We start from the raw sequence: 18170 nt of genomic DNA, 5'->3' as shown, positions 1-18170 counted from the left end.
TGAAAATGTCCCGATTTTATTCAAATTTGAGTTAGGTTCACTGTCATTATTTCGTTGATCCTATTCCTGGCAAAACTACCGCGCTACGCTTGGTAAAGTTGATTCAGGAAATGGCTTCGAAAACCACGAAGCCATTTTCTGAATCAACTGAAATTAGCGTTCTAAATCTATTTTCTAGTTAAAAACTTGTATTCATGTTCTAGAATTGGTTTTCAGAGCTTCCTTTTGGTTTTTCTTCCGAAGATAGCGATCATAAGATGCTTTTTTCCAAGGATGGCTCATTGGAGGGATATGCACCTGCATCTTTTTACGTTCGATTGGCTTATCGAATTCTTTTGAAACTTTTTCGTGAAGCGGAATTTCTTTTAACATGAAAAGTGAATCCTGATGACTAGCATACAGTTGATTTTCTTTAGTATGAATAATCATTAACTTCGTTTTTGGGGCCAATAAGACGTGCTGATTTTGATTATATAAATGATATAACTTGTTCTGATATTTGAGTGCGTGTCCCTTCTGGACAACTCGGTGTGAAAAGCGAGCCAGTATATAATCTAAATGGATATCTTTTGGTAGCTTTTCAAAAACACTTTTGGTATCGTTTAGCTGTAAAGCAAATTTGGCGTTATATGTAGGAATATAATGTTTCAAAAATTGGTTTGCTTCTTCAATGGATTGGATATTTTTTAAGGCCATTTCATTTAGGAGACGATCTTGGAGGGTATTCCATAATCGTTCAATTCTTCCTTTTGCTTGAGGAATACTTGTTGTGGTTAACTCTATTCCCAAGTTATGGCAGGCATATCCATATTGTGTAAAAGTGTCCTTCTCTTCTGAAGGGCTCTTTTCTTGTTTATAGTGAAAGATGGTTCGATTATCCGTCAAAATATTATACGGAATACCGTAGGTAGTCAGACACTGATGTGTTACTTCGTAATAGGCATCTAATGTTTCTTCTTTATCAAAGTAAGCCCCAACCACGATTCCAGTGGCGTCATCTATAGCAGCGTGGAGATGCGCATATTTTCCGTTTTGAAACCAATCGTGTCTTGAAGCGTCCATTTGAAGCTGTTCACCTTTATATTTCTTTCGTGAGCGGCTAGGATGAGCTTTCACAGGATCTACGTATTCTAATTCATTTAAAACTTGGCTCTCTTTCTTTGTTAGTAGTTGGTCAGACCGTTCTTTCTCTTTTAATTCTTTGCGCTTCGTTCGTTGTGTTTTTTTAGAAGCACGAGGAGAAAGAATATGTTTTTGATATAATAAATTGCGAACGGTCGTATAAGAGACGGTTACTTGTTCTTCCTCCTGCAGTTTTTCTGTAAAATGGAACAAATTAAAACCATCATATTTCTTTCTGTAGAGTCGAATAATCTTTTGTTGGGTTTCTTTTGACAACGTTGTAGCGGGAGTTCGTCCCTTGTTCCCATGCTTAAAACCTTTTTTTCCTTGCGTTTTATAGCGATTAACCAATCGGTTAATCTGCCTACGGGATAAATCTAGTTCAATCTCTGCCCGCTCCTTTGAACACTGACCATTACATACTTTTTTTATGACTTCATATTTTTTGTTTTCAAACATAGTTAATTCTGCTCCCATTCTATCTCTCCAATCCAATAAGATTAGAGTAACGTAGTTATGGGACATTTTCATTTGTTATTTATTAAGACATTATCATTTGTTAATGACAATTTTTTACATATTTATAAGTTTTTTGTTGACTTTTTATTCATTATTGCCTATAATAAATCTTGTCGCTGGTTAAACAACTTGTCTCAGTAGCTCAGCAGGATAGAGCATTCGCCTTCTAAGCGAACGGTCGGGGGTTCGAATCCCTCCTGAGACGTACTAATGGGTCGATACATAATGTTAAACAAAATTCAGCCCGAAATAACCGTAAAACAACCATGCGTTTAAGAACCTCACTTATGAGGTTCTTTTTTTTTATTTATATGTCATCTCATGTTCTAAGCAGCCGGTGCTTTAGTAATGAGTTAAACGTTTATAAGCCGAATTAATTGGAAATACACCCTTTTTTTGATATGATAAAAGTGAATTAAAAGAAAATCCGTTGAAGAAACTAGGGGGATGGTTTTATGGGATATAAGGCAATAGATGGTTTTTTATCGGCAGAAGAAGCAGTAGATAAAATAAAAGATTTAGTAGATTTGGGGTACGATGAAAAAGATATTACCGTTTTGACCAAAGAAGAAAATAAAGAACAATTAGAAAGAAGAACATCAGCAAAGATAGATACAGTTACGAAGAATGAAGACAAAGGTATGTTGGATAAAATAAAAGAGACTTTTGGAAGTAGCAGCAGTGATAAGAAAGATCCATTAGGGGCATACGATTTGGATGAACCTTCTCGCATAGAGTATAACGAGGTTATTTATGATAACGGATTCGTCCTTCTTGTAGAAGATAAGACAAGTTTTACAATGGGAAGAGAAACTCAGACAACTCAACCTTCTGAAAATACTAGTATGACCAGTGGGGAAACAGGAGACTTCAATGAGACTCCCGGAGGCGTCAATCCGCTTATTCCAGGTACAGGAATGGCTGCGGATAACGCCATTACTAGAAGCTCAAACGACATTCATGCTTCAAGTAAAGGAACATCAGATGTTCAAGATAAGTTCAATCATACATCTGATGAAAGAAACCGAGATGCTGACGAGGAAGTACGTGATATCGAAAATCACGAAGTTACGCAAGCTAACGAGAAGTTGAATCGCGAGGGATTGACTGATAATTCTGTTGACTCCAATACGCCGGGTGCCAGCATCGACCCTAAAATTCCGCCTCAAAGCTTAGAACCGATGGATATAGACAGTAATCCTCTTCAAAATGATCAGACAACTGCATCAGAGTATAAAGATAAATAAAAGAAAGGAAAGCAGGTGAGGAAGATGATCAGGATGATCATGGTATTTACTTTCAGCTATATCGGCGTTTATTTTTCTCTGCTGTTATCTTTAATTTACTTTTTAAGACCGAAAAAAAGAACTAAAAAAAAGAAACAACGACATCGTTAAGGAAAATAGTGTACTGAAAAGGAATTCTTTTGAATCATCACTTCAAGAATTCCTTTTTTTGGTATAATAAAACCAATACATAAATAAAAAACAAGAAGGTAATTATTGGAGGAGTAGTTATGACAAATAAAGAAATCAAACGAGAAGCAAAAGCACGATTATCAGGCAATTGGAAAATAGCCATATTGAATTTATTTGTAGTAGGAATTTTAACAACGATTATTAACGAGGTATTACTTGGTGTAACAGGTATCGGAGGAGGTTTTGCTGATATAATGTCAAGTATATCTGATCCATACGCTATCGGAACTGAAACTATATCGCCTGCAGCAAGTATTTTTGCGTCTTTTGGTTCAATAGCAGTAAGTTTTATTTCCGCTGTATTTGCAGTGGGATATGATTGGGCATTATTGGATATGGTCGATGGGGAAAAGCTGACGGTAGAAGGAATATTCCAAACAGCCAATTCGAAACGTTTTTTTAAAGTTATTGGAATTTCTATTGTTACAGGATTATTCGTGTTCTTTTGGAGTTTATTACTTGTGATTCCCGGAATTGTTAAAGCTTATAGTTACAGCCAAGCTTACAATATTTATAAAGATGACCCTGAAGTAGATGTTGTTGGGGCTATCAATCGAAGCAAAGAATTGATGAAGGGCAAGAAATGGAAATTTTTCATTTTACAATTTTCGTTTATCGTGTGGTACCTTATTCCTGTAGCATTATTTTTAGCCTTTATTTTAGGCAGTGTCAATACGATCAGGTATCAATTTCAAGAAGTCAGTATATATGCGAATGATGAATTCGTTGGCTTTTTATTAGGTATGCTTTTAGTCGTACTGGCTTTTGGTTTAGCCATGTTTCTTATATCACTGTACGTTGAACCTTACCGTAGAACAGCTGCCCAAATTTTCTATCGGGATTTAGTAGGGTACCCAGAGTTGGATGCAGACGAAGGGATCTACGAGGAACAAAAGACATATGCAACAGAACAAATTGACCCTTATGAAGAAACAGAAGAATCTTCTTCATCAGATGATCGGTTAGATCGATTTTAAACTAAAAAAGTCAGCTCAAAGGGGAGTTTAGAACCTTTGAGCTGACTTTTTAGCTAGTTGGTTGTGTCTTAGTTCATACTTAGAAACGGATGGAAGATAAGGGATTTGAACCCTTGCACGACATAAATCGCCTAACGGTTTTCGAGACCGTCCCCTTCAGCCGGACTTGGGTAATCTTCCGAAATTTTTTTACAAATCGATTATAACGTGAAGAAAAAAAGTTGACAATAAGCTAGAGGGTATTTTATTTTGAAGATCAAATAATCTAAGGTATAATCAGTTTGAAGTAAAAAGAGAACCATTGTTTCTTGATTGATAAGCTTTTATCTGGAGAGGGGCAGCATACTTTAGGAGGAGATTAGAATGAAAAAGTGGTTATTATTATTGGGGGCGTCGGCATTCCTTGCAGGATGCGACATGATGGGTGGCGCGACTGAAGAATCACAGCCAAGCTAATCTTCAGAGTCAAGTGCAGAAACTTCTGAATCGGCTAGTACAGAAGAAAGTTCGCAAGCATCTTCGTCTGAAGCGTCATCAGAATCCAGTTCATCAGAAAGTGCAAGTGCGTCAGGAGAAGAGGTTACTACACAGTTTCCGCTAGTTCCGCAAAAATCTGAAATCGACAAAGGGTTCACACTAGAAAATGATAAACTATTGCAAGAAATTCAATTGAGAATGAGTCAAACACCTGAATTGGGTATTGAAAATGACGTAGCCATTCACTTTACAGGATTGTTTTTAGGCGAACAAGGACAAGATAACGTCCAAGCGGTATTTATTGTTGTAAATCGTACAGATATGGCAATGACAAACATTGATTTAACTGTCAGCATGAGTACTACTGATGGGGCCGTTATTCTAGACAAAGCTCCGTTTACTCTGACAGAAGATTCATTTGGTATTTTGGAACCAGATACAGTAATGCCTGCTTACTTTACAGTTCCGATGGAAAATCAAGAAACATTCTTTAGTGTCAACGATTTATCAAAAGTTACTTACTCAATCGATTCGTTCGATTTTGATGAAAGATAATCGTTCAAGAAAAGTAAAAGTCTGGAAGATAATTTTCCAGACTTTTTTTGTGTAAAAAGCTATACATACGGGTAAATGAGACAGGTAAGTGAGAAGTTTTTTGTAAAAAGGCGAGTAATAGTGTACTATTGAAGTATATGATTTATAAACACATTGTTTGGGGGAAAATAAATGACTTTTAAGTGGAAAGAAATATGGACCATTCCGAACCTATTGTCCATTATTCGTTTGATATTAGTTCCAGTATTTATTTCTTATTATTTAAACGCTGAAACTATAAATGATTACAGAATTGCTGGACTGATCATCCTTTTCTCTGGTGTAACAGATTTAATAGACGGTATTATTGCGAGAAAGTTTAATCAGATAACAGATCTAGGGAAATTGATTGATCCAGTAGCAGACAAAGTAACTCAAGCAGCCATTGTATTTTGTTTGATGGTTCGATATGAATACATGTGGATTATTGTATTGTTATTTGTGATAAAAGAATTGTCTATGCTGGCATGGAATATCGTGTTGATTAAGCAGCATAAAAAATTGGATGGGGCATTATGGTACGGGAAGGTATCTACAGCTGTTTTTTATGCATGCATGACGATTTTAGTGGCATTTCCAGATTTAAGCGCAGCTTTCGCGAACAGTTTAATGCTGATTACTGGATTTTTCTTACTGCTTTCTTTTGTGCTCTATACAAAAATATTTCTGCACATGCATCGTACAAACATAAATGAATAAGAAAAACGACTGAGACGTTTGAACTGCCCCCTGTCTACTTGAGAGGGGGCAGTTGAGTTAACGTTCCAGTCGTTTTTTTATCTCTCTACGATTTCACCGGTTTCAGCATTTAACACGATATCATCATCGTCTTCTTGAGAATCCTCTATACTGATTTCATAAACGGTCATCCCATTGTCTGTTTCCAGTTGCCATTCGTCTACGTATCCCGAATTCACTTCTTCTAAAGCTGCGGTCATGGCTTCTTGAGGAGTTAAAATGTTGTCTAGTGTTAAGGCTTCGTTAGAATCACTATCGTCTTCGCTATCTGATTCACTGTCAGAAACTTCTCCTGTAGCAGCATCTACTGTTAGTCCATATTCACTGGTGTCATCGAAACCGTCAAAATCGTACTCGTATTTGCCGGAATCTTCGTCAAAAGTAATGGATTCAATTGAAGTATTAGGGTGATTTTCATTGTAAATAGCTACAGCATCATCTAAAGAAACGTCAAATTCTTGTTCATTGATTCCTTGCCCAGTTGCTGAATTAAAAGATGTTTCTTCAGAAGAAGCTGCAGATTCAGAGCTTGACTCTTCTGTTTCAGTGGTCTCACTAGAAACTTGTGAAGAACTGCTTTGTTCCTCATCAGCTGTTTGGGAACCACATGCGCCTAGAATTCCTGTGCTGACCAACGCTAAAAATGTAAGCTTTGTTTTGTTTGTCAATGTCCTCATCCTTTCGTTTATCATAGAAATATACGCTTCTTTATACAGAGTATAACAAGAACACTTATCTCTGAACATTTAACTGCTTCAAACATTTTTGAGCCATTAGATAAGCAGCAAAAGTGAAATCAGACAAAAGTAGGAGTGCATACTGCGTGTTTTTATCGTACAATCATTGTAAGATAATAGATAAGGCATTTAGAAAAAGAGGTTTGATGTATGAATTACGTAAAAAACTTCCGCTTAAATTGGTTTGATTTATTAACGGTGGCGGGATTGGTAGTAACAGGTTTATTCATTTATTTAGGGTATCACAATGGGATATTTGATTCTCGTGAAAGTTTAATTGAATATGTAGAAAGTTTTGGGGCGCAAGCCATCATCGTTTTTATCTTCATTCAATTTTTGCAAGTGATTCTCCCGATATTGCCTGCAGCAGTAACCTGTGTAGCAGGAGTGATTCTGTTTGGTCCCGTATGGGGAATATTTTATAATTATGTAGGGATCTGCATAGGGTCTTTCGGAGCTTTTTTGATTTCTAAACGGTACGGACAGCCGCTAGTAGAAAAAATGCTGAACGAAAAGATTTTCAAAAAATATTCCAAATGGTTGAATGACAGTAAAGTTTTTGACAGAGTTTTTGCGATCGGGATTTTTGGTCCGTTAGCACCAGATGATGCTTTATGTTATTTAGCTGGACTGACTCAGATGTCCTTAAAGAAATTTGGGTTGATTATTTTATTTGGTAAACCCATTCCGATAGCATTGTATAGTTTAGGATGGTCTACCATCGTGAACTGGCTTGATTTTTTCTAAAGCAAGTTTAAAAGAAGGAGGGTACAAATGGAAAATGCAGAACGTTTTCTGGCAAGTTTCAATCGTATTCACAATCATCTAAGCTTTTTGAGCAAAGAAAATGAATACAAAAAGCCTTTCTATCATTTATTGGATGAAAATGAGCACCGAAACAGCGGAGTAAAAACGTATAAGAATGATTTGCAGATATTTGCCGACTTGAGAAATGTTTTGGTACATAAGAAGCTGACTGTCAATGAATATTTAGCAGTACCGACAGATAAAGTCGTTGAGCGAATCGAGATGATTGAAGCAGAAATCAAAAGTCCGCCTAAAGTGTATCCTGCTTTCAAAAGAGAAGTTGTTTATTTCCAAGCAGACGATTTGTTTACTACAGTGTTGGAAACGATCAAAAACCAAAGAATCACCCACTTCCCTGTCTATAAAAAAGGGAAACTATTAGGATTATTGACTGAAAATGGAATAGCTTATTGGTTAGCCAATCATTCGGAGCTGTTGACGACGGATCTGCGGCAGAGCACCACAGAAGAAATTTTGATAGAAGATTCAAAAAGTAATAATTACTTGTTTATTAGAAAAGATATGAGTGTAGACGTTGCTGCTGATCTGTTAAAAAATGATCGCAAACTAGACGCCTTGTTGATCACTGAAAATGGAAAAGTTTCTGAACATCCGATAGGGATCATTACACCGTCCGATTTGTAAAATTATTCCAGGTCGTGAAGGGTTTTATTTGTGCTTTTCCTTTTAGTGAGATACAGTTACTTTATGGAGGAGAATTAAGCAAGTGTTTTTCTTACATAAAATAATGTATTGATTCGAGGAGGAATGGAGAATGAATAAAATTGGTATCATCACAGGCAGTACACGTCAAAATCGAGTGAGTCCGCAAGTTGCAGAATGGGTAAAACAAATCGGAGATCAGCGCGGTGATGCGGAATATGAGATTGTTGATATCAAGGATTTTAATTTACCTCTATATAATGAACCGATATCAGCTGCCTATAGTACAGATTATCAAACGCCCGAGGCAAAACCTTGGTCCGAAAAAATTGCTAGTCTAGATGGGTTTGTTTTTATCACTCCAGAATACAATCATGGCATCACGTCAGCATTAAAAAACGCAATCGACTATTTGTATACTGAATACAATAACAAAGCTGCAGGAATTGTCAGCTATGGCTCATCTGGCGGGGTTCGTGCAGCTGAGGCTTTACGAATCGTTTTGGCAGAACTTCAAGTAGCAACTGTTCGTACACATCCAGCGTTATCTTTATTTACGGATTTCGAGAATATGTCAGTGTTTAAACCTCAAGAATTACATGTTGAGACTGTAAATACGATGTTGGGACAAGTTAATGCCTGGTCCGGAGCTTTAAAAACACTTAGAGGATAAAGTTAAAAAGTATAAAAAAGCAGATTCGTCTGCTTTTTTATACTTTTTTTATATAGAAAGAAAATAGAAATAAGTATTATTTGAATAGAGAAGAGAGATGTGATATATTTATCTCGAATTAAAGATAAATAATTTTTAACTATTTAGTTAAAGGTGATTTGACTAAAAGGAGAGAGTGAAATGACCAGAGAAGAATTATCCTTAAAAGCTCTTACGGTAATGCTGAAAGCTTTCCAAAGCACACAAGATGTCATTAAACAAGATATGACAAAGTATGGATTGAATCCTACAGAATTTGCAGTATTGGAATTGCTTTATTCAAAAGGAGAACAACAAATCCAGCACATTGGAAAAAGAATCTTGCTGTCCAGCAGCAGTATGACCTATGTCATTGATAAACTAGAACAAAAAGGGCATATCGAACGCAAGCCGTGTGCAACAGATCGAAGAGTGATCTTTGCACACATTACTGAAAAAGGAAAAAACTTTATGGAAGAAGCTTTTCCACTACACGAAAAAATGATCACCGAATTGTTTTCTGTCCTTACGGAAGAAGAATTGGAGACGGTTATTCCTTTAGTCAAAAAAGTAGGGATAGCAGCAGCGGGACAAAGCACAAAAAATAAGTAAACTTGATACTATGAAATAGATAGGAGAGGTTATATTGGCCAAACAAACAATGGGCATTCATCACATCACAGCTATTGTAGGACATCCGCAAGATAACCTTGATTTTTATGGATCAGTTTTAGGATTAAGGCTGATCAAAAAAACTGTCAATTTTGACGACCCAGGGACTTATCACTTGTATTTTGGAAATGAAGGTGGAGAACCTGGGACGATCATTACTTTCTTTCCGTGGGAAAATTCGCGTCAAGGAAAAATAGGCGACGGACAAGTAGGCGTAACAGCTTATCTTGTACCAGAAGGTTCGCTGGAATTTTGGGAAAATAGATTGACAGACTTTGAAATTGAGGTTAAAAAGACGACACGTTTTGGGGAAGAATATTTAACCTTCCAAGATCCTCACGGCTTAGAATTAGAACTAGTGGCGAGAAAAGGCGGAGTTGAGAATCCTTATGTCTTTAACGACATTACAAAAGATGTAGCCATCAAAGGTTTCGCAGGAGCTACACTTTATTCTTCGACACCATCTGAAACAGCTGCTACATTAAAAACGGTTATGGGGCTTGAGAAAGCAGGAGAAGAAAATGGGCTGGTTCGATTTACAGCTCCTGGAGAGATCGGAAATGTGATTGATTTGAAGAATGTTTCTGTCGGAAAAGGCGAAACAGGAGTTGGAATGGTGCACCATATTGCCTGGAGAGCCAAAGATGATGATGAATTGTTAGAGTGGCGAAAGTGGGTAAGTGAAAATGGTTTTTATCCTACCGAAGTAAAAGACCGCAATTATTTTAATGCTGTTTATTATAGAGAAAGCGGCGGGATCTTATTTGAAATCGCGACTGATGGGCCCGGATTTGCTCATGATGAGTCATACGAAACGATGGGTCAAGGATTGATGCTTCCTGCACAATACGAAAATCACCGCGACCAGTTAGAAACCCATCTCACTCCGATTCAATTACGTGAGATCAATCCTAAATAGAGTAAAGAAAGGAAGAGGACATGAAACATTTATTTAAAGAAAGAGTTAGTCCTTCTAAACCAACGTTTTTGTTGTTGCATGGAACTGGTGGAAATGAGCAGGATCTATTGCCTCTAGCACAAATGATCGATCCTGAAGCTGCAGTTTTGAGTGTGCGAGGAAACATTCTTGAAAATGGCATGCCTCGATTCTTTAGACGACTGGCTGAAGGAGTTTTTGATGAGCAAAATCTGGAAGAAGAAACAAAACATTTAGCAGATTTTATCGATGAAGCTGCTGCACAATATGGATTTGATCGTTCAAATGTGATAGCCATTGGATATTCAAATGGAGCTAATATTGCTGGAAGTTTACTGTTCCGTTATCAAAATGTATTAAAAGGAGCTATTCTGCATCACCCTATGGTGCCTGTTCGAGGATTGTCTTTACCAGATTTGAAACAAGTGCCTGTTTTCATCGGGGCGGGAGAAAATGACCCTATCTGTCCTGCTGAAGAAAGTAAAGAACTAAAAGAACTATTAGAATCAGCAGGAGCTGAGGTTGAAATTGATTGGGGACAAAACGGTCATTCACTGACTCAGTCAGAAATAGAAGCTGCTCGTTATTGGTACATGAAGGAATTTTAATCGTAAATATAAAAACTGAAAAAATGCAACAACGAACAAAAAACACTGCAGCTGTAGAAATGACTCTACACTAGCAGTGTATTTTCTATATTTTGAAACAAAGAATGGAATAATTTAAGCGGTAAATGAGGGTTTAATATTAGAGAAACGAACGTTATTTTGTAAAAAATTAAAATTGTGTTATAATAAAAGAGGAAATCAATAAAAGTAATTTATTTTTTTGAGTTACGTTCTTAGAGTTGAAGAAATGAGGGGATTAAATGGGTAATAAAATTACCAAAGAAATTCAATCGTTAGTCGAAGTGGAACTTAGAAAAGGAGCCAGCAATTCTAGGATTGCAACGCTTCTAGGCGTGCCTTATAACGAAGCCGTTGAGATGATTGAAGAAATCAAGTTGTCTTTCAAGCCGGATGTTGGAGATAAAATTATTTTTACTTTCCGAGATGAAAAAATGGCAGGCGTCATCATCAAGTTATTAAAAAATAGTGCAGTGGTCGACATTTCGTGGGATCTTTCTTCTGAAAAGATGAAAGACTTAATGGAAGACAGAACCATCGTAAACTTTAAAGATATCGAACAAACGGTTTTATAAAATATGCAAGAAGTTGAATGGATCACATTCAACTTCTTTTTTTGTATTCTAAAAAATGTGAAAAAAGGCTTTGCTAACTGCTTTACATCAGACTTTTGCTAAAAAGAAAACATCTGAAAAAGTAGTTTGTGAACAAAAAGTTTCGGTTTATTGTTGACAGGCTATCTAAAATAGATTAATATTTTGATTGTCAAACAGTTTGATGTTCAAACTAAAATTTAAAACTGAATAACATTAGATGGGGGGAGCGATGTGGACAAAATAGTCAACGAGATAAATCCGTACTTGGTCAGTATCTTCAACGAAATATTGATTATCGAAGAGAATGCTTTAAGAGGCAGCCGGTTCAATGATTTATCCATTAAAGAAATGCACACAATCGAAGCCATAGGAATGTATGGAGAACATACTACTTCTGAAGTAGCTAAGAAAACTTACGTAACTGTCGGGACATTAACAGTCTCTATAAATAACCTAGTGAAAAAAGGCTATGTTGAACGTTTAAGAAGTGAAGAAGACAGAAGAGTCGTACGACTTGGATTGACAAAAAAAGGGCGTCTACTTTATCGCCTGCATGATAAGTTCCATCGTGACATGGTCAGAGAAACACTTACTGACTTGAGCGATGAAGAGGCTCAAGTACTAGTGAAAGGTTTGAGAAATTTACATTTATTCTTGAACCGGATAAAAGAATCCTTATGAGAACAGAGTTGAGTGGAATGGGAACAAAAATAGTCGGTACTGGAAGTTATGTACCCGAAAGAGTCATTTCCAACGAACAATTAGAATTGTTTTTAGAAACTTCTGATGAATGGATCCAAAGTCGAACAGGCATTAAAGAACGCCGGATCAGCGATACAGAAGATACTTCAGATTTGTGCGCTAAAGCAGCTAAACAAATTTTGGCGAATGCTGGAGTTGATGCAAAAGAAATTGGTTTTGTTATCGTTGCAACGATGTCGCCGGATTATCTTAGTCCTTCTACAGCAAGCTTGGTACAAGACAAGATAGGTGCTCATAGTGTGATGTCATTTGATGTCAATGCGGCTTGTTCTGGATTTATTTATGCTTTGTCTATAGCGGAAAAGCTGATGCAATCTGGTAGTTTTCGTTATGGTTTAGTTTTAGGCGGAGAAGTGATGTCTAAAATTGTAGATTGGAATGATCGTAGTACAGCTGTCTTGTTCGGAGATGGAGCAGGCGGGGTATTGCTTGAACATACTTCAGAAGAATCCTTTGTATTAGGGGAAGACATCCATGCAGATGGAAGTCGTGGAGAAGCACTCACTGCTGGAAAAGTTGCATTTTCCGAAAAGTGGGGGCCACAGACTGCAACGCCGCTTGATTTGTTGCAAATGGACGGCAGAAGCATATTCGACTTTGCTATTCGCAGTGTTCCTAAAAGTATTATGGATTTAACTGAAAAAACAGGTACTCAGTTTGAAGAGGTAGAATGCATTATCGCTCATCAAGCTAATTACCGTATCTTAAAAGCGATCGCTAAAAAACTAAAAGTTCCAGTGGAATTATTTGCATCAAATATCCACAAATATGGGAACACCTCAGCAGCAAGTATTCCGATTTTGTTAGACGAATTGGTCGCTGGAGGCGAATTAGTTCTTGGAAGCAAGAAGAAAGTGATTTTAACTGGTTTTGGAGGCGGATTGACATGGGGCTCTATGTTGATTCAGCTATAAAAAAATAAAAAAAACATACATTAATGGAGGAAACAAAAATGACATTTTCAAAAATTCAAGAAATTATTATGGACCAATTAGACAAAGACGAGGAAGAAGTACAATTAACTACTAACTTCCGTGAAGATTTAGAAGCAGATAGTTTAGATTTATTCCAAATCATCAACGACATCGAAGATGAATTTGACATCAAAATCGAATCAGAAGAAGGATTGAACACTGTTCAAGATATCGTAAACTTCGTAGAAGCAGAAACAGCTAAAAAATAAACTCTACATATAGAAAGAAGGAAGTATCTGTATGCAGACAGAATTAATTGAAAAACTGGGTATCAAATACCCAATCATTCAAGGCGCAATGTCTTGGGTAGCTAATCCTAGTTTGGTAAGTGCTGTTTCAAATGCTGGAGGTTTAGGAATTCTTGCATGTGGTCATGCTACAGGAGAGACTGTTCGTGAATTGATTCATGAAACGAAAGCCTTGACTGATAAACCATTCGGGATAAACGTATTACTCCTTTCGCCATATGTAGAAGACGTTGTAAAAATCGTGTGTGAAGAAGGTATAAAAGTGGTTACTACTGGTGCAGGTTCGCCAGGCAGATATATAGCACAATTCAAAGCAGCTGGGACCGTTGTTATTCCTGTAGTCGCTTCAGTAGCATTAGCGAGACGTATGGAAAACGAAGGAGCAGATGCCATCATTTGTGAAGGTATGGAAGCTGGGGGTCACATCGGTAAAACGACGACCATGAACTTGGTTCCTCAAGTAGTAGATGCTGTGAGTATTCCAGTCATTGCTGCTGGAGGAATTGCAGATGGACGAGGCGTTGCGGCTGCTTTTATGTTAGGCGCATCAGCGGTTCAATTAGGGACACGTTTTGTAGTAGCACATGAAAGTACAGTTCACCAAAATTTCAAAGATGCTATTCTAAAAGCAAAAGATATCGACACCGTAATTACGGGACAGATAACAGGGCACCCTGTACGTGTTTTGCGTAATAAATTGACGCGTCAATATCTAAAAGTAGAAAAAGAAATAACAAGTGATGAAAAGCCTGATTTTGATCGTTTGGAAGCGATGGGTAAAGGGGCTCTGAAAAGAGCTGTTATCGATGGCGACAAAGACACTGGTTCATTCATGTCTGGTCAAAGTGCGGGATTAGTGAAAAGAGAACAAAGTTGTCATGACATCATTCAAGAATTGATGAACGATTACAAACAAATCATTATGAGTCAAGTAAGTATGTTATCTAATTAAAAATGGTTTTACCTATAGAATCATGATCATATTAGCTAGAAAGCTAAAAGGAGTTCTTTTTGCTTCCCTTAGTTTTCTAGTTCTTTTTTTAGGGAGCGAAACGAATGAAAACAGCAATCGTGTATAGTGGACAAGGAGCTCAGTATGCTGGCATGGGAAAAGACTTGTATGAACAGTATGACAGCGTCAAAGAAGTGTTTGCACAAGCTAGTGATACTTTACAGTTGGATATGGCGGCTCTTTGTTTTGAAGAAAATAATTTATTGAATCAAACCATGTATACTCAACCAGCCATTTTGACTGTCAGCATGGCGATTGATGCGTTGTTGGCTGAAAATGGAGTCAAACCGGATATCGTTGCGGGATTAAGTCTAGGGGAATACAGCGCTTTTGTTAAAGCGGGTGTGCTGTCTTTTCCTGAAGCATTGAAACTGGTTAAAAAACGAGGTCAATACATGACAGAAGCTATCCCTTTAGGTGAAGGAGCAATGGCGGCTGTTATGGGATTGGACCGCAAAATTATTGAAGAAATTTGCCAGGAAGTGGCTTTAGAGCATGGAGTAGTTTCTCCGGCTAACTACAATATGCCTGGTCAAATAGCTATTGCTGGCTTAAAAGTCCCTGTAGAGATAGCGAGCCAACGATTGAGTGAAGCGGGCGCTAAAAGAGTTGTTCCTTTAACCGTCAGTGGACCTTTCCATACAAGTTTATTGGAACCAGCGGCTAAGCAATTGGAAAAAGAGATTCAATCTTATCAAATCAATGATCCTTCGATGCCGGTCATCAGCAACACTACAGCTAGGCCGTTTGAAGATGCTGCTCACATAAAAGGTTTGATGGTCAAACAAGTGATGTCTCCAGTTTATTGGGAGGACAGCGTTCAAAAAATGATCGAACTAGGGGTCGATACATTTATTGAAGTTGGTCCTGGCAAGACACTAAGCAGTTTCATCAAAAAAATCGATCGATCAGTGAATACGATGAACGTTGAAAACATCAAATCATTTGAAAAAACACTGCAAAAATTGACCTAAATCAATGATTGCAGAAAAAGGATGAGAATATGGAATTAAAAGACAAAACAGTCATTGTTACGGGGAGTTCTAGAGGAATCGGGAAAGCTATTGCTTTAGAATTTGCAAAAAAAGGCGCTAACATCGTATTAAACGGTCGTAAGCCTATTGAAGAAAGTTTAATAGAAGAATTGAAAAGTTTTGGAGTAAAGGTTCACTCTATTTTAGGGGATGTGAGTGATTTTGAATTTGCTCAACAACTGATTCAAGAAACGAAAGAAGTTTTCGGCAGTGTGGATGTACTGGTCAATAACGCTGGAATCACAAAAGATATGTTATTGATGCGAATGACGGAAGAAGATTTCGATCAAACTATCGACATTAATTTAAAAGGTACTTTTAATACAATACGTCACGCTTCAAAAGTTATGCTGAAGCAAAAAAGTGGCACCATTATTAACATGTCCAGTGTTGTCGGGTTAGTTGGAAATGTTGGACAAGCAAATTATGCAGCAAGTAAAGCAGGGGTTGTAGGGCTGACAAAATCAGCGGCACGCGAATTAGCAGCTAGAGGAATCTCAGTTAATGCAATCGCTCCTGGCTTTATCGAAACAGAAATGACGGAAGTCCTTTCTGAAAAAATGAAAGAACAAGCTATCAATCAAATTCCATTAAAACATTTTGGAAGCGTAGAAGAAGTTGCTAGAGTAGCAGTCTTTTTAAGCGAAAATCGTTACATTACTGGTCAAGTCATCAATGTTGATGGTGGAATGGTAATGAACGGTTAATAAAAAGGAGGACAAATACTTATGAATCGTGTAGTGATTACAGGAATGGGTGCAGTTACTCCATTAGGAAACTCTGCAGATGCTTTTTGGGAAGGTCTAAAAGCAGGGAAAAATGGAATTAAAGCCATCACAAAGTTTGACGCTAGTGAAACTGGAATTTCAGTAGCCGGTGAATTGAAAGATTTTGATCCGAAAGAATTTATGGACCGCAAAGTAGCAAAACGAATGGACGAGTATTCTCAATTTGGTGTAGCCGCAGCTGTACAAGCCGTTGAAATGAGTGGAATCGACACAGAAAAAACGAACATGGACCGTTTTGGTGTTATCGTAGGTTCTGGTATCGGTGGTTTGAACGCGATGGAACAACAAATCATTAAAATGCATGATAAAGGACCTCAACGCGTAGCTCCTTTGTTTGTACCAATGGCTATCGGTAATATGGTTGCTGGAAATATCTCTATCGCTATAGGTGCTAGAGGAATCAATACTTCAATCGTAACGGCTTGTGCATCTGGAAACAACTCTATCGGTGAAGCATTCCGTAACATCAAACATGGATATTCAGATGTTATTATTGCAGGTGGAGCAGAAGGTACGATCAATGAAATCGGAATCGCAGGATTCGCTGCTTTAAAAGCATTATCAACAAGTTCAGATCCAGATCGTGCTTCTATTCCTTTTGATAAAGAACGCCATGGATTTGTTATGGGTGAAGGTGCCGGAGTATTGATGTTGGAAAGTCTTGATCACGCACTAGAACGCGGAGCAACCATTTACGGTGAGATCGTAGGTTACGGAGCGACTGGTGATGGCTACCATATGACAGCCCCCTCTCCAGACGGAAGCGGCGCAGGTCGAGCAATGAAATTGGCTATGGAAGAAGCAGGCATCACGCCAGCAGATATCGGCTATATCAACGCTCACGGAACCAGTACACCAGCTAACGATTCATCAGAAACTCAAGCCATCAAATATGCTTTTGGTGACGCTGCTAAAGACGTGGCTATTTCAAGCACGAAGAGTATGACAGGCCACTTATTGGGTGCAGCCGGCGGAATTGAAGCAGTAGCTTGTGTGAAAGCTCTTCAAGAAAATTTCCTACCTCCAACGATCGGATTACAAGTGCCAGACGAAGATTGCGATCTGGACTACATTCCAAATGTTGGAAAAGAAAAAGAAATCCAATATGCCTTGAATAATTCACTAGGGTTTGGCGGGCACAATGCAGTCACACTCTTCAAAAAGTGGGAGGGCAAGTAAATGGATTTTAACCAAGTAAAAGAATTAATACATTTGATTGATCAATCATCTTTAAAAGAATTCCATTTGCAAATGGATAACGTAAACGTACAAATGAGTAAAAACTCGCATGCGCCTGCAGCACAACCAGCAGTTGCTGAGCCGAAATCAGAATGGACACAATCAGCTCCATCTGTAAACATCAGCTCTTCCATCGAGAGCAGCGAGACTTCTGCGCTTTCATCTTCTTCCAATGCACAACCAGAAGTTACTGCAGGAGAAGCAGTATTGTCTCCTATCGTAGGAGTTGTATATTTATCACCTGAACCAGGCAAACCCAACTTTAAAAAAGTTGGAGACACGGTTCAAATTGGTGAAACGCTTTGTATTGTAGAAGCAATGAAAGTAATGAACGAAATCAAGAGCGAAGTAGAAGGTACGATTACTGAAATAATGGTGGAAGACAGCCAAGTTGTAGAATACAACCAGCCATTATTCAAAATCGGATAAGACAGACAACCATAAAGCTGTATTCTTAGGAGGAAAAAAACATGACTAAA

At 37.7% G+C, this 18170-nt stretch carries 22 protein-coding genes and 2 tRNA genes; 20 read left to right on the top strand and 4 right to left on the bottom strand.

Annotated elements, in window-relative coordinates:
- Positions 1 to 192: 192 nt before the first annotated feature.
- The gene (locus tag LMF32_RS12755; RefSeq protein ID WP_230523607.1) at positions 193 to 1599 is read right to left on the bottom strand and encodes an ISNCY family transposase; all 1407 of its coding nucleotides are present in this window, start codon (positions 1597 to 1599) and stop codon (positions 193 to 195) included.
- A 173-nt stretch (positions 1600 to 1772) separates the two neighbouring features.
- Between LMF32_RS12755 and LMF32_RS12750 the strand changes: the two genes are divergently transcribed.
- The 3 genes from LMF32_RS12750 to LMF32_RS12740 all read left to right on the top strand — a co-directional run bounded on the left by LMF32_RS12750 (position 1773) and on the right by LMF32_RS12740 (position 4096).
- Positions 1773 to 1846 (top strand) — tRNA-Arg (locus tag LMF32_RS12750).
- A gap of 250 nt (positions 1847 to 2096) precedes the next feature.
- The gene (locus tag LMF32_RS12745; RefSeq protein WP_230524982.1) at positions 2097 to 2888 is read left to right on the top strand and encodes a general stress protein; all 792 of its coding nucleotides are present in this window, start codon (positions 2097 to 2099) and stop codon (positions 2886 to 2888) included.
- A gap of 269 nt (positions 2889 to 3157) precedes the next feature.
- Positions 3158 to 4096: a DUF975 family protein gene (locus LMF32_RS12740; protein WP_188204723.1), complete on the top strand. Its 939-nt coding sequence runs from the start codon at positions 3158 to 3160 to the stop codon at positions 4094 to 4096.
- A 90-nt stretch (positions 4097 to 4186) separates the two neighbouring features.
- On the opposite strand, the gene LMF32_RS12735 is transcribed toward LMF32_RS12740, so the two are convergent.
- Together LMF32_RS12735 and LMF32_RS12730 are read right to left on the bottom strand one after the other, a co-directional pair.
- Positions 4187 to 4276: transfer RNA gene (locus LMF32_RS12735), tRNA-Ser, on the bottom strand.
- Positions 4277 to 4548: 272 nt separating this feature from the next.
- The gene (locus LMF32_RS12730; protein ID WP_230524981.1) at positions 4549 to 4722 is read right to left on the bottom strand and encodes a hypothetical protein; all 174 of its coding nucleotides are present in this window, start codon (positions 4720 to 4722) and stop codon (positions 4549 to 4551) included.
- A 49-nt stretch (positions 4723 to 4771) separates the two neighbouring features.
- On the opposite strand from LMF32_RS12730, the gene LMF32_RS12725 reads away from it, so the two are divergent.
- Together LMF32_RS12725 and LMF32_RS12720 are read left to right on the top strand one after the other, a co-directional pair.
- On the top strand, positions 4772 to 5128 hold the full coding sequence (locus LMF32_RS12725) for a hypothetical protein (RefSeq protein WP_230524980.1): 357 nt from the start codon (positions 4772 to 4774) through the stop codon (positions 5126 to 5128).
- 171 nt (positions 5129 to 5299) lie between these two features.
- Positions 5300 to 5866, top strand: a complete 567-nt coding sequence (locus LMF32_RS12720) for a CDP-alcohol phosphatidyltransferase family protein (RefSeq protein ID WP_092480998.1) — start codon at positions 5300 to 5302, stop codon at positions 5864 to 5866.
- 77 nt (positions 5867 to 5943) lie between these two features.
- On the opposite strand, the gene LMF32_RS12715 is transcribed toward LMF32_RS12720, so the two are convergent.
- Entirely contained in the window at positions 5944 to 6573 is a 630-nt protein-coding gene (locus tag LMF32_RS12715) for a PepSY domain-containing protein (protein WP_230524979.1), read from the bottom strand.
- Positions 6574 to 6792: 219 nt separating this feature from the next.
- Between LMF32_RS12715 and LMF32_RS12710 the strand changes: the two genes are divergently transcribed.
- The 15 genes from LMF32_RS12710 to accB all read left to right on the top strand — a co-directional run bounded on the left by LMF32_RS12710 (position 6793) and on the right by accB (position 18120).
- Entirely contained in the window at positions 6793 to 7389 is a 597-nt protein-coding gene (locus tag LMF32_RS12710) for a TVP38/TMEM64 family protein (protein ID WP_092480996.1), read from the top strand.
- A gap of 27 nt (positions 7390 to 7416) precedes the next feature.
- The gene (locus LMF32_RS12705) at positions 7417 to 8094 is read left to right on the top strand and encodes a CBS domain-containing protein (RefSeq protein WP_188204726.1); all 678 of its coding nucleotides are present in this window, start codon (positions 7417 to 7419) and stop codon (positions 8092 to 8094) included.
- A gap of 130 nt (positions 8095 to 8224) precedes the next feature.
- The gene (locus LMF32_RS12700; protein ID WP_092480994.1) at positions 8225 to 8785 is read left to right on the top strand and encodes an NAD(P)H-dependent oxidoreductase; all 561 of its coding nucleotides are present in this window, start codon (positions 8225 to 8227) and stop codon (positions 8783 to 8785) included.
- A gap of 180 nt (positions 8786 to 8965) precedes the next feature.
- Positions 8966 to 9415, top strand: coding sequence for a MarR family transcriptional regulator (locus LMF32_RS12695; RefSeq protein WP_092480993.1), 450 nt, complete (start codon positions 8966 to 8968; stop codon positions 9413 to 9415).
- Between the two features lie 34 nt (positions 9416 to 9449).
- The gene (locus LMF32_RS12690; RefSeq protein ID WP_230524978.1) at positions 9450 to 10394 is read left to right on the top strand and encodes a ring-cleaving dioxygenase; all 945 of its coding nucleotides are present in this window, start codon (positions 9450 to 9452) and stop codon (positions 10392 to 10394) included.
- 20 nt (positions 10395 to 10414) lie between these two features.
- Positions 10415 to 11020 carry an alpha/beta hydrolase gene (locus LMF32_RS12685; RefSeq protein WP_230524977.1) on the top strand — a complete coding sequence of 202 codons (606 nt, stop codon included), beginning with the start codon at positions 10415 to 10417 and terminating at the stop codon, positions 11018 to 11020.
- Positions 11021 to 11280: 260 nt separating this feature from the next.
- Positions 11281 to 11613 (top strand): DUF2187 family protein, encoded by a 333-nt coding sequence (locus LMF32_RS12680; RefSeq protein ID WP_092480990.1) that lies wholly within the window; start codon positions 11281 to 11283, stop codon positions 11611 to 11613.
- A 252-nt stretch (positions 11614 to 11865) separates the two neighbouring features.
- The gene (locus LMF32_RS12675) at positions 11866 to 12315 is read left to right on the top strand and encodes a MarR family winged helix-turn-helix transcriptional regulator (RefSeq protein ID WP_092480989.1); all 450 of its coding nucleotides are present in this window, start codon (positions 11866 to 11868) and stop codon (positions 12313 to 12315) included.
- Between the two features lie 17 nt (positions 12316 to 12332).
- Complete coding sequence (locus LMF32_RS12670) at positions 12333 to 13310, top strand: beta-ketoacyl-ACP synthase III (RefSeq protein ID WP_230524976.1); 978 nt, start codon at positions 12333 to 12335, stop codon at positions 13308 to 13310.
- 38 nt (positions 13311 to 13348) lie between these two features.
- Positions 13349 to 13579 carry an acyl carrier protein gene (locus LMF32_RS12665; protein ID WP_092480988.1) on the top strand — a complete coding sequence of 77 codons (231 nt, stop codon included), beginning with the start codon at positions 13349 to 13351 and terminating at the stop codon, positions 13577 to 13579.
- A 31-nt stretch (positions 13580 to 13610) separates the two neighbouring features.
- Positions 13611 to 14570 carry an enoyl-[acyl-carrier-protein] reductase FabK gene (gene fabK / locus LMF32_RS12660; RefSeq protein WP_230524975.1) on the top strand — a complete coding sequence of 320 codons (960 nt, stop codon included), beginning with the start codon at positions 13611 to 13613 and terminating at the stop codon, positions 14568 to 14570.
- Between the two features lie 104 nt (positions 14571 to 14674).
- Positions 14675 to 15604: an ACP S-malonyltransferase gene (gene fabD, locus LMF32_RS12655; RefSeq protein ID WP_230524974.1), complete on the top strand. Its 930-nt coding sequence runs from the start codon at positions 14675 to 14677 to the stop codon at positions 15602 to 15604.
- Positions 15605 to 15633: 29 nt separating this feature from the next.
- A complete protein-coding gene (gene fabG, locus LMF32_RS12650; protein ID WP_230524973.1) occupies positions 15634 to 16371 on the top strand; it encodes a 3-oxoacyl-[acyl-carrier-protein] reductase in 738 nt (245 codons plus the stop codon).
- A gap of 21 nt (positions 16372 to 16392) precedes the next feature.
- A complete protein-coding gene (fabF, locus tag LMF32_RS12645; protein ID WP_230524972.1) occupies positions 16393 to 17631 on the top strand; it encodes a beta-ketoacyl-ACP synthase II in 1239 nt (412 codons plus the stop codon).
- Positions 17632 to 18120, top strand: coding sequence for an acetyl-CoA carboxylase biotin carboxyl carrier protein (accB, locus tag LMF32_RS12640; protein WP_092480983.1), 489 nt, complete (start codon positions 17632 to 17634; stop codon positions 18118 to 18120).
- Positions 18121 to 18170: the final 50 nt, after the last annotated feature.

The organism is Desemzia sp. C1 (assembly GCF_020882875.1).
GTDB lineage: Bacteria > Bacillota > Bacilli > Lactobacillales > Carnobacteriaceae > Desemzia > Desemzia incerta.
The sequence above is the reverse complement of the archived record's forward strand: the minus strand, read 5'-3'. Positions and strand labels throughout refer to the sequence as shown.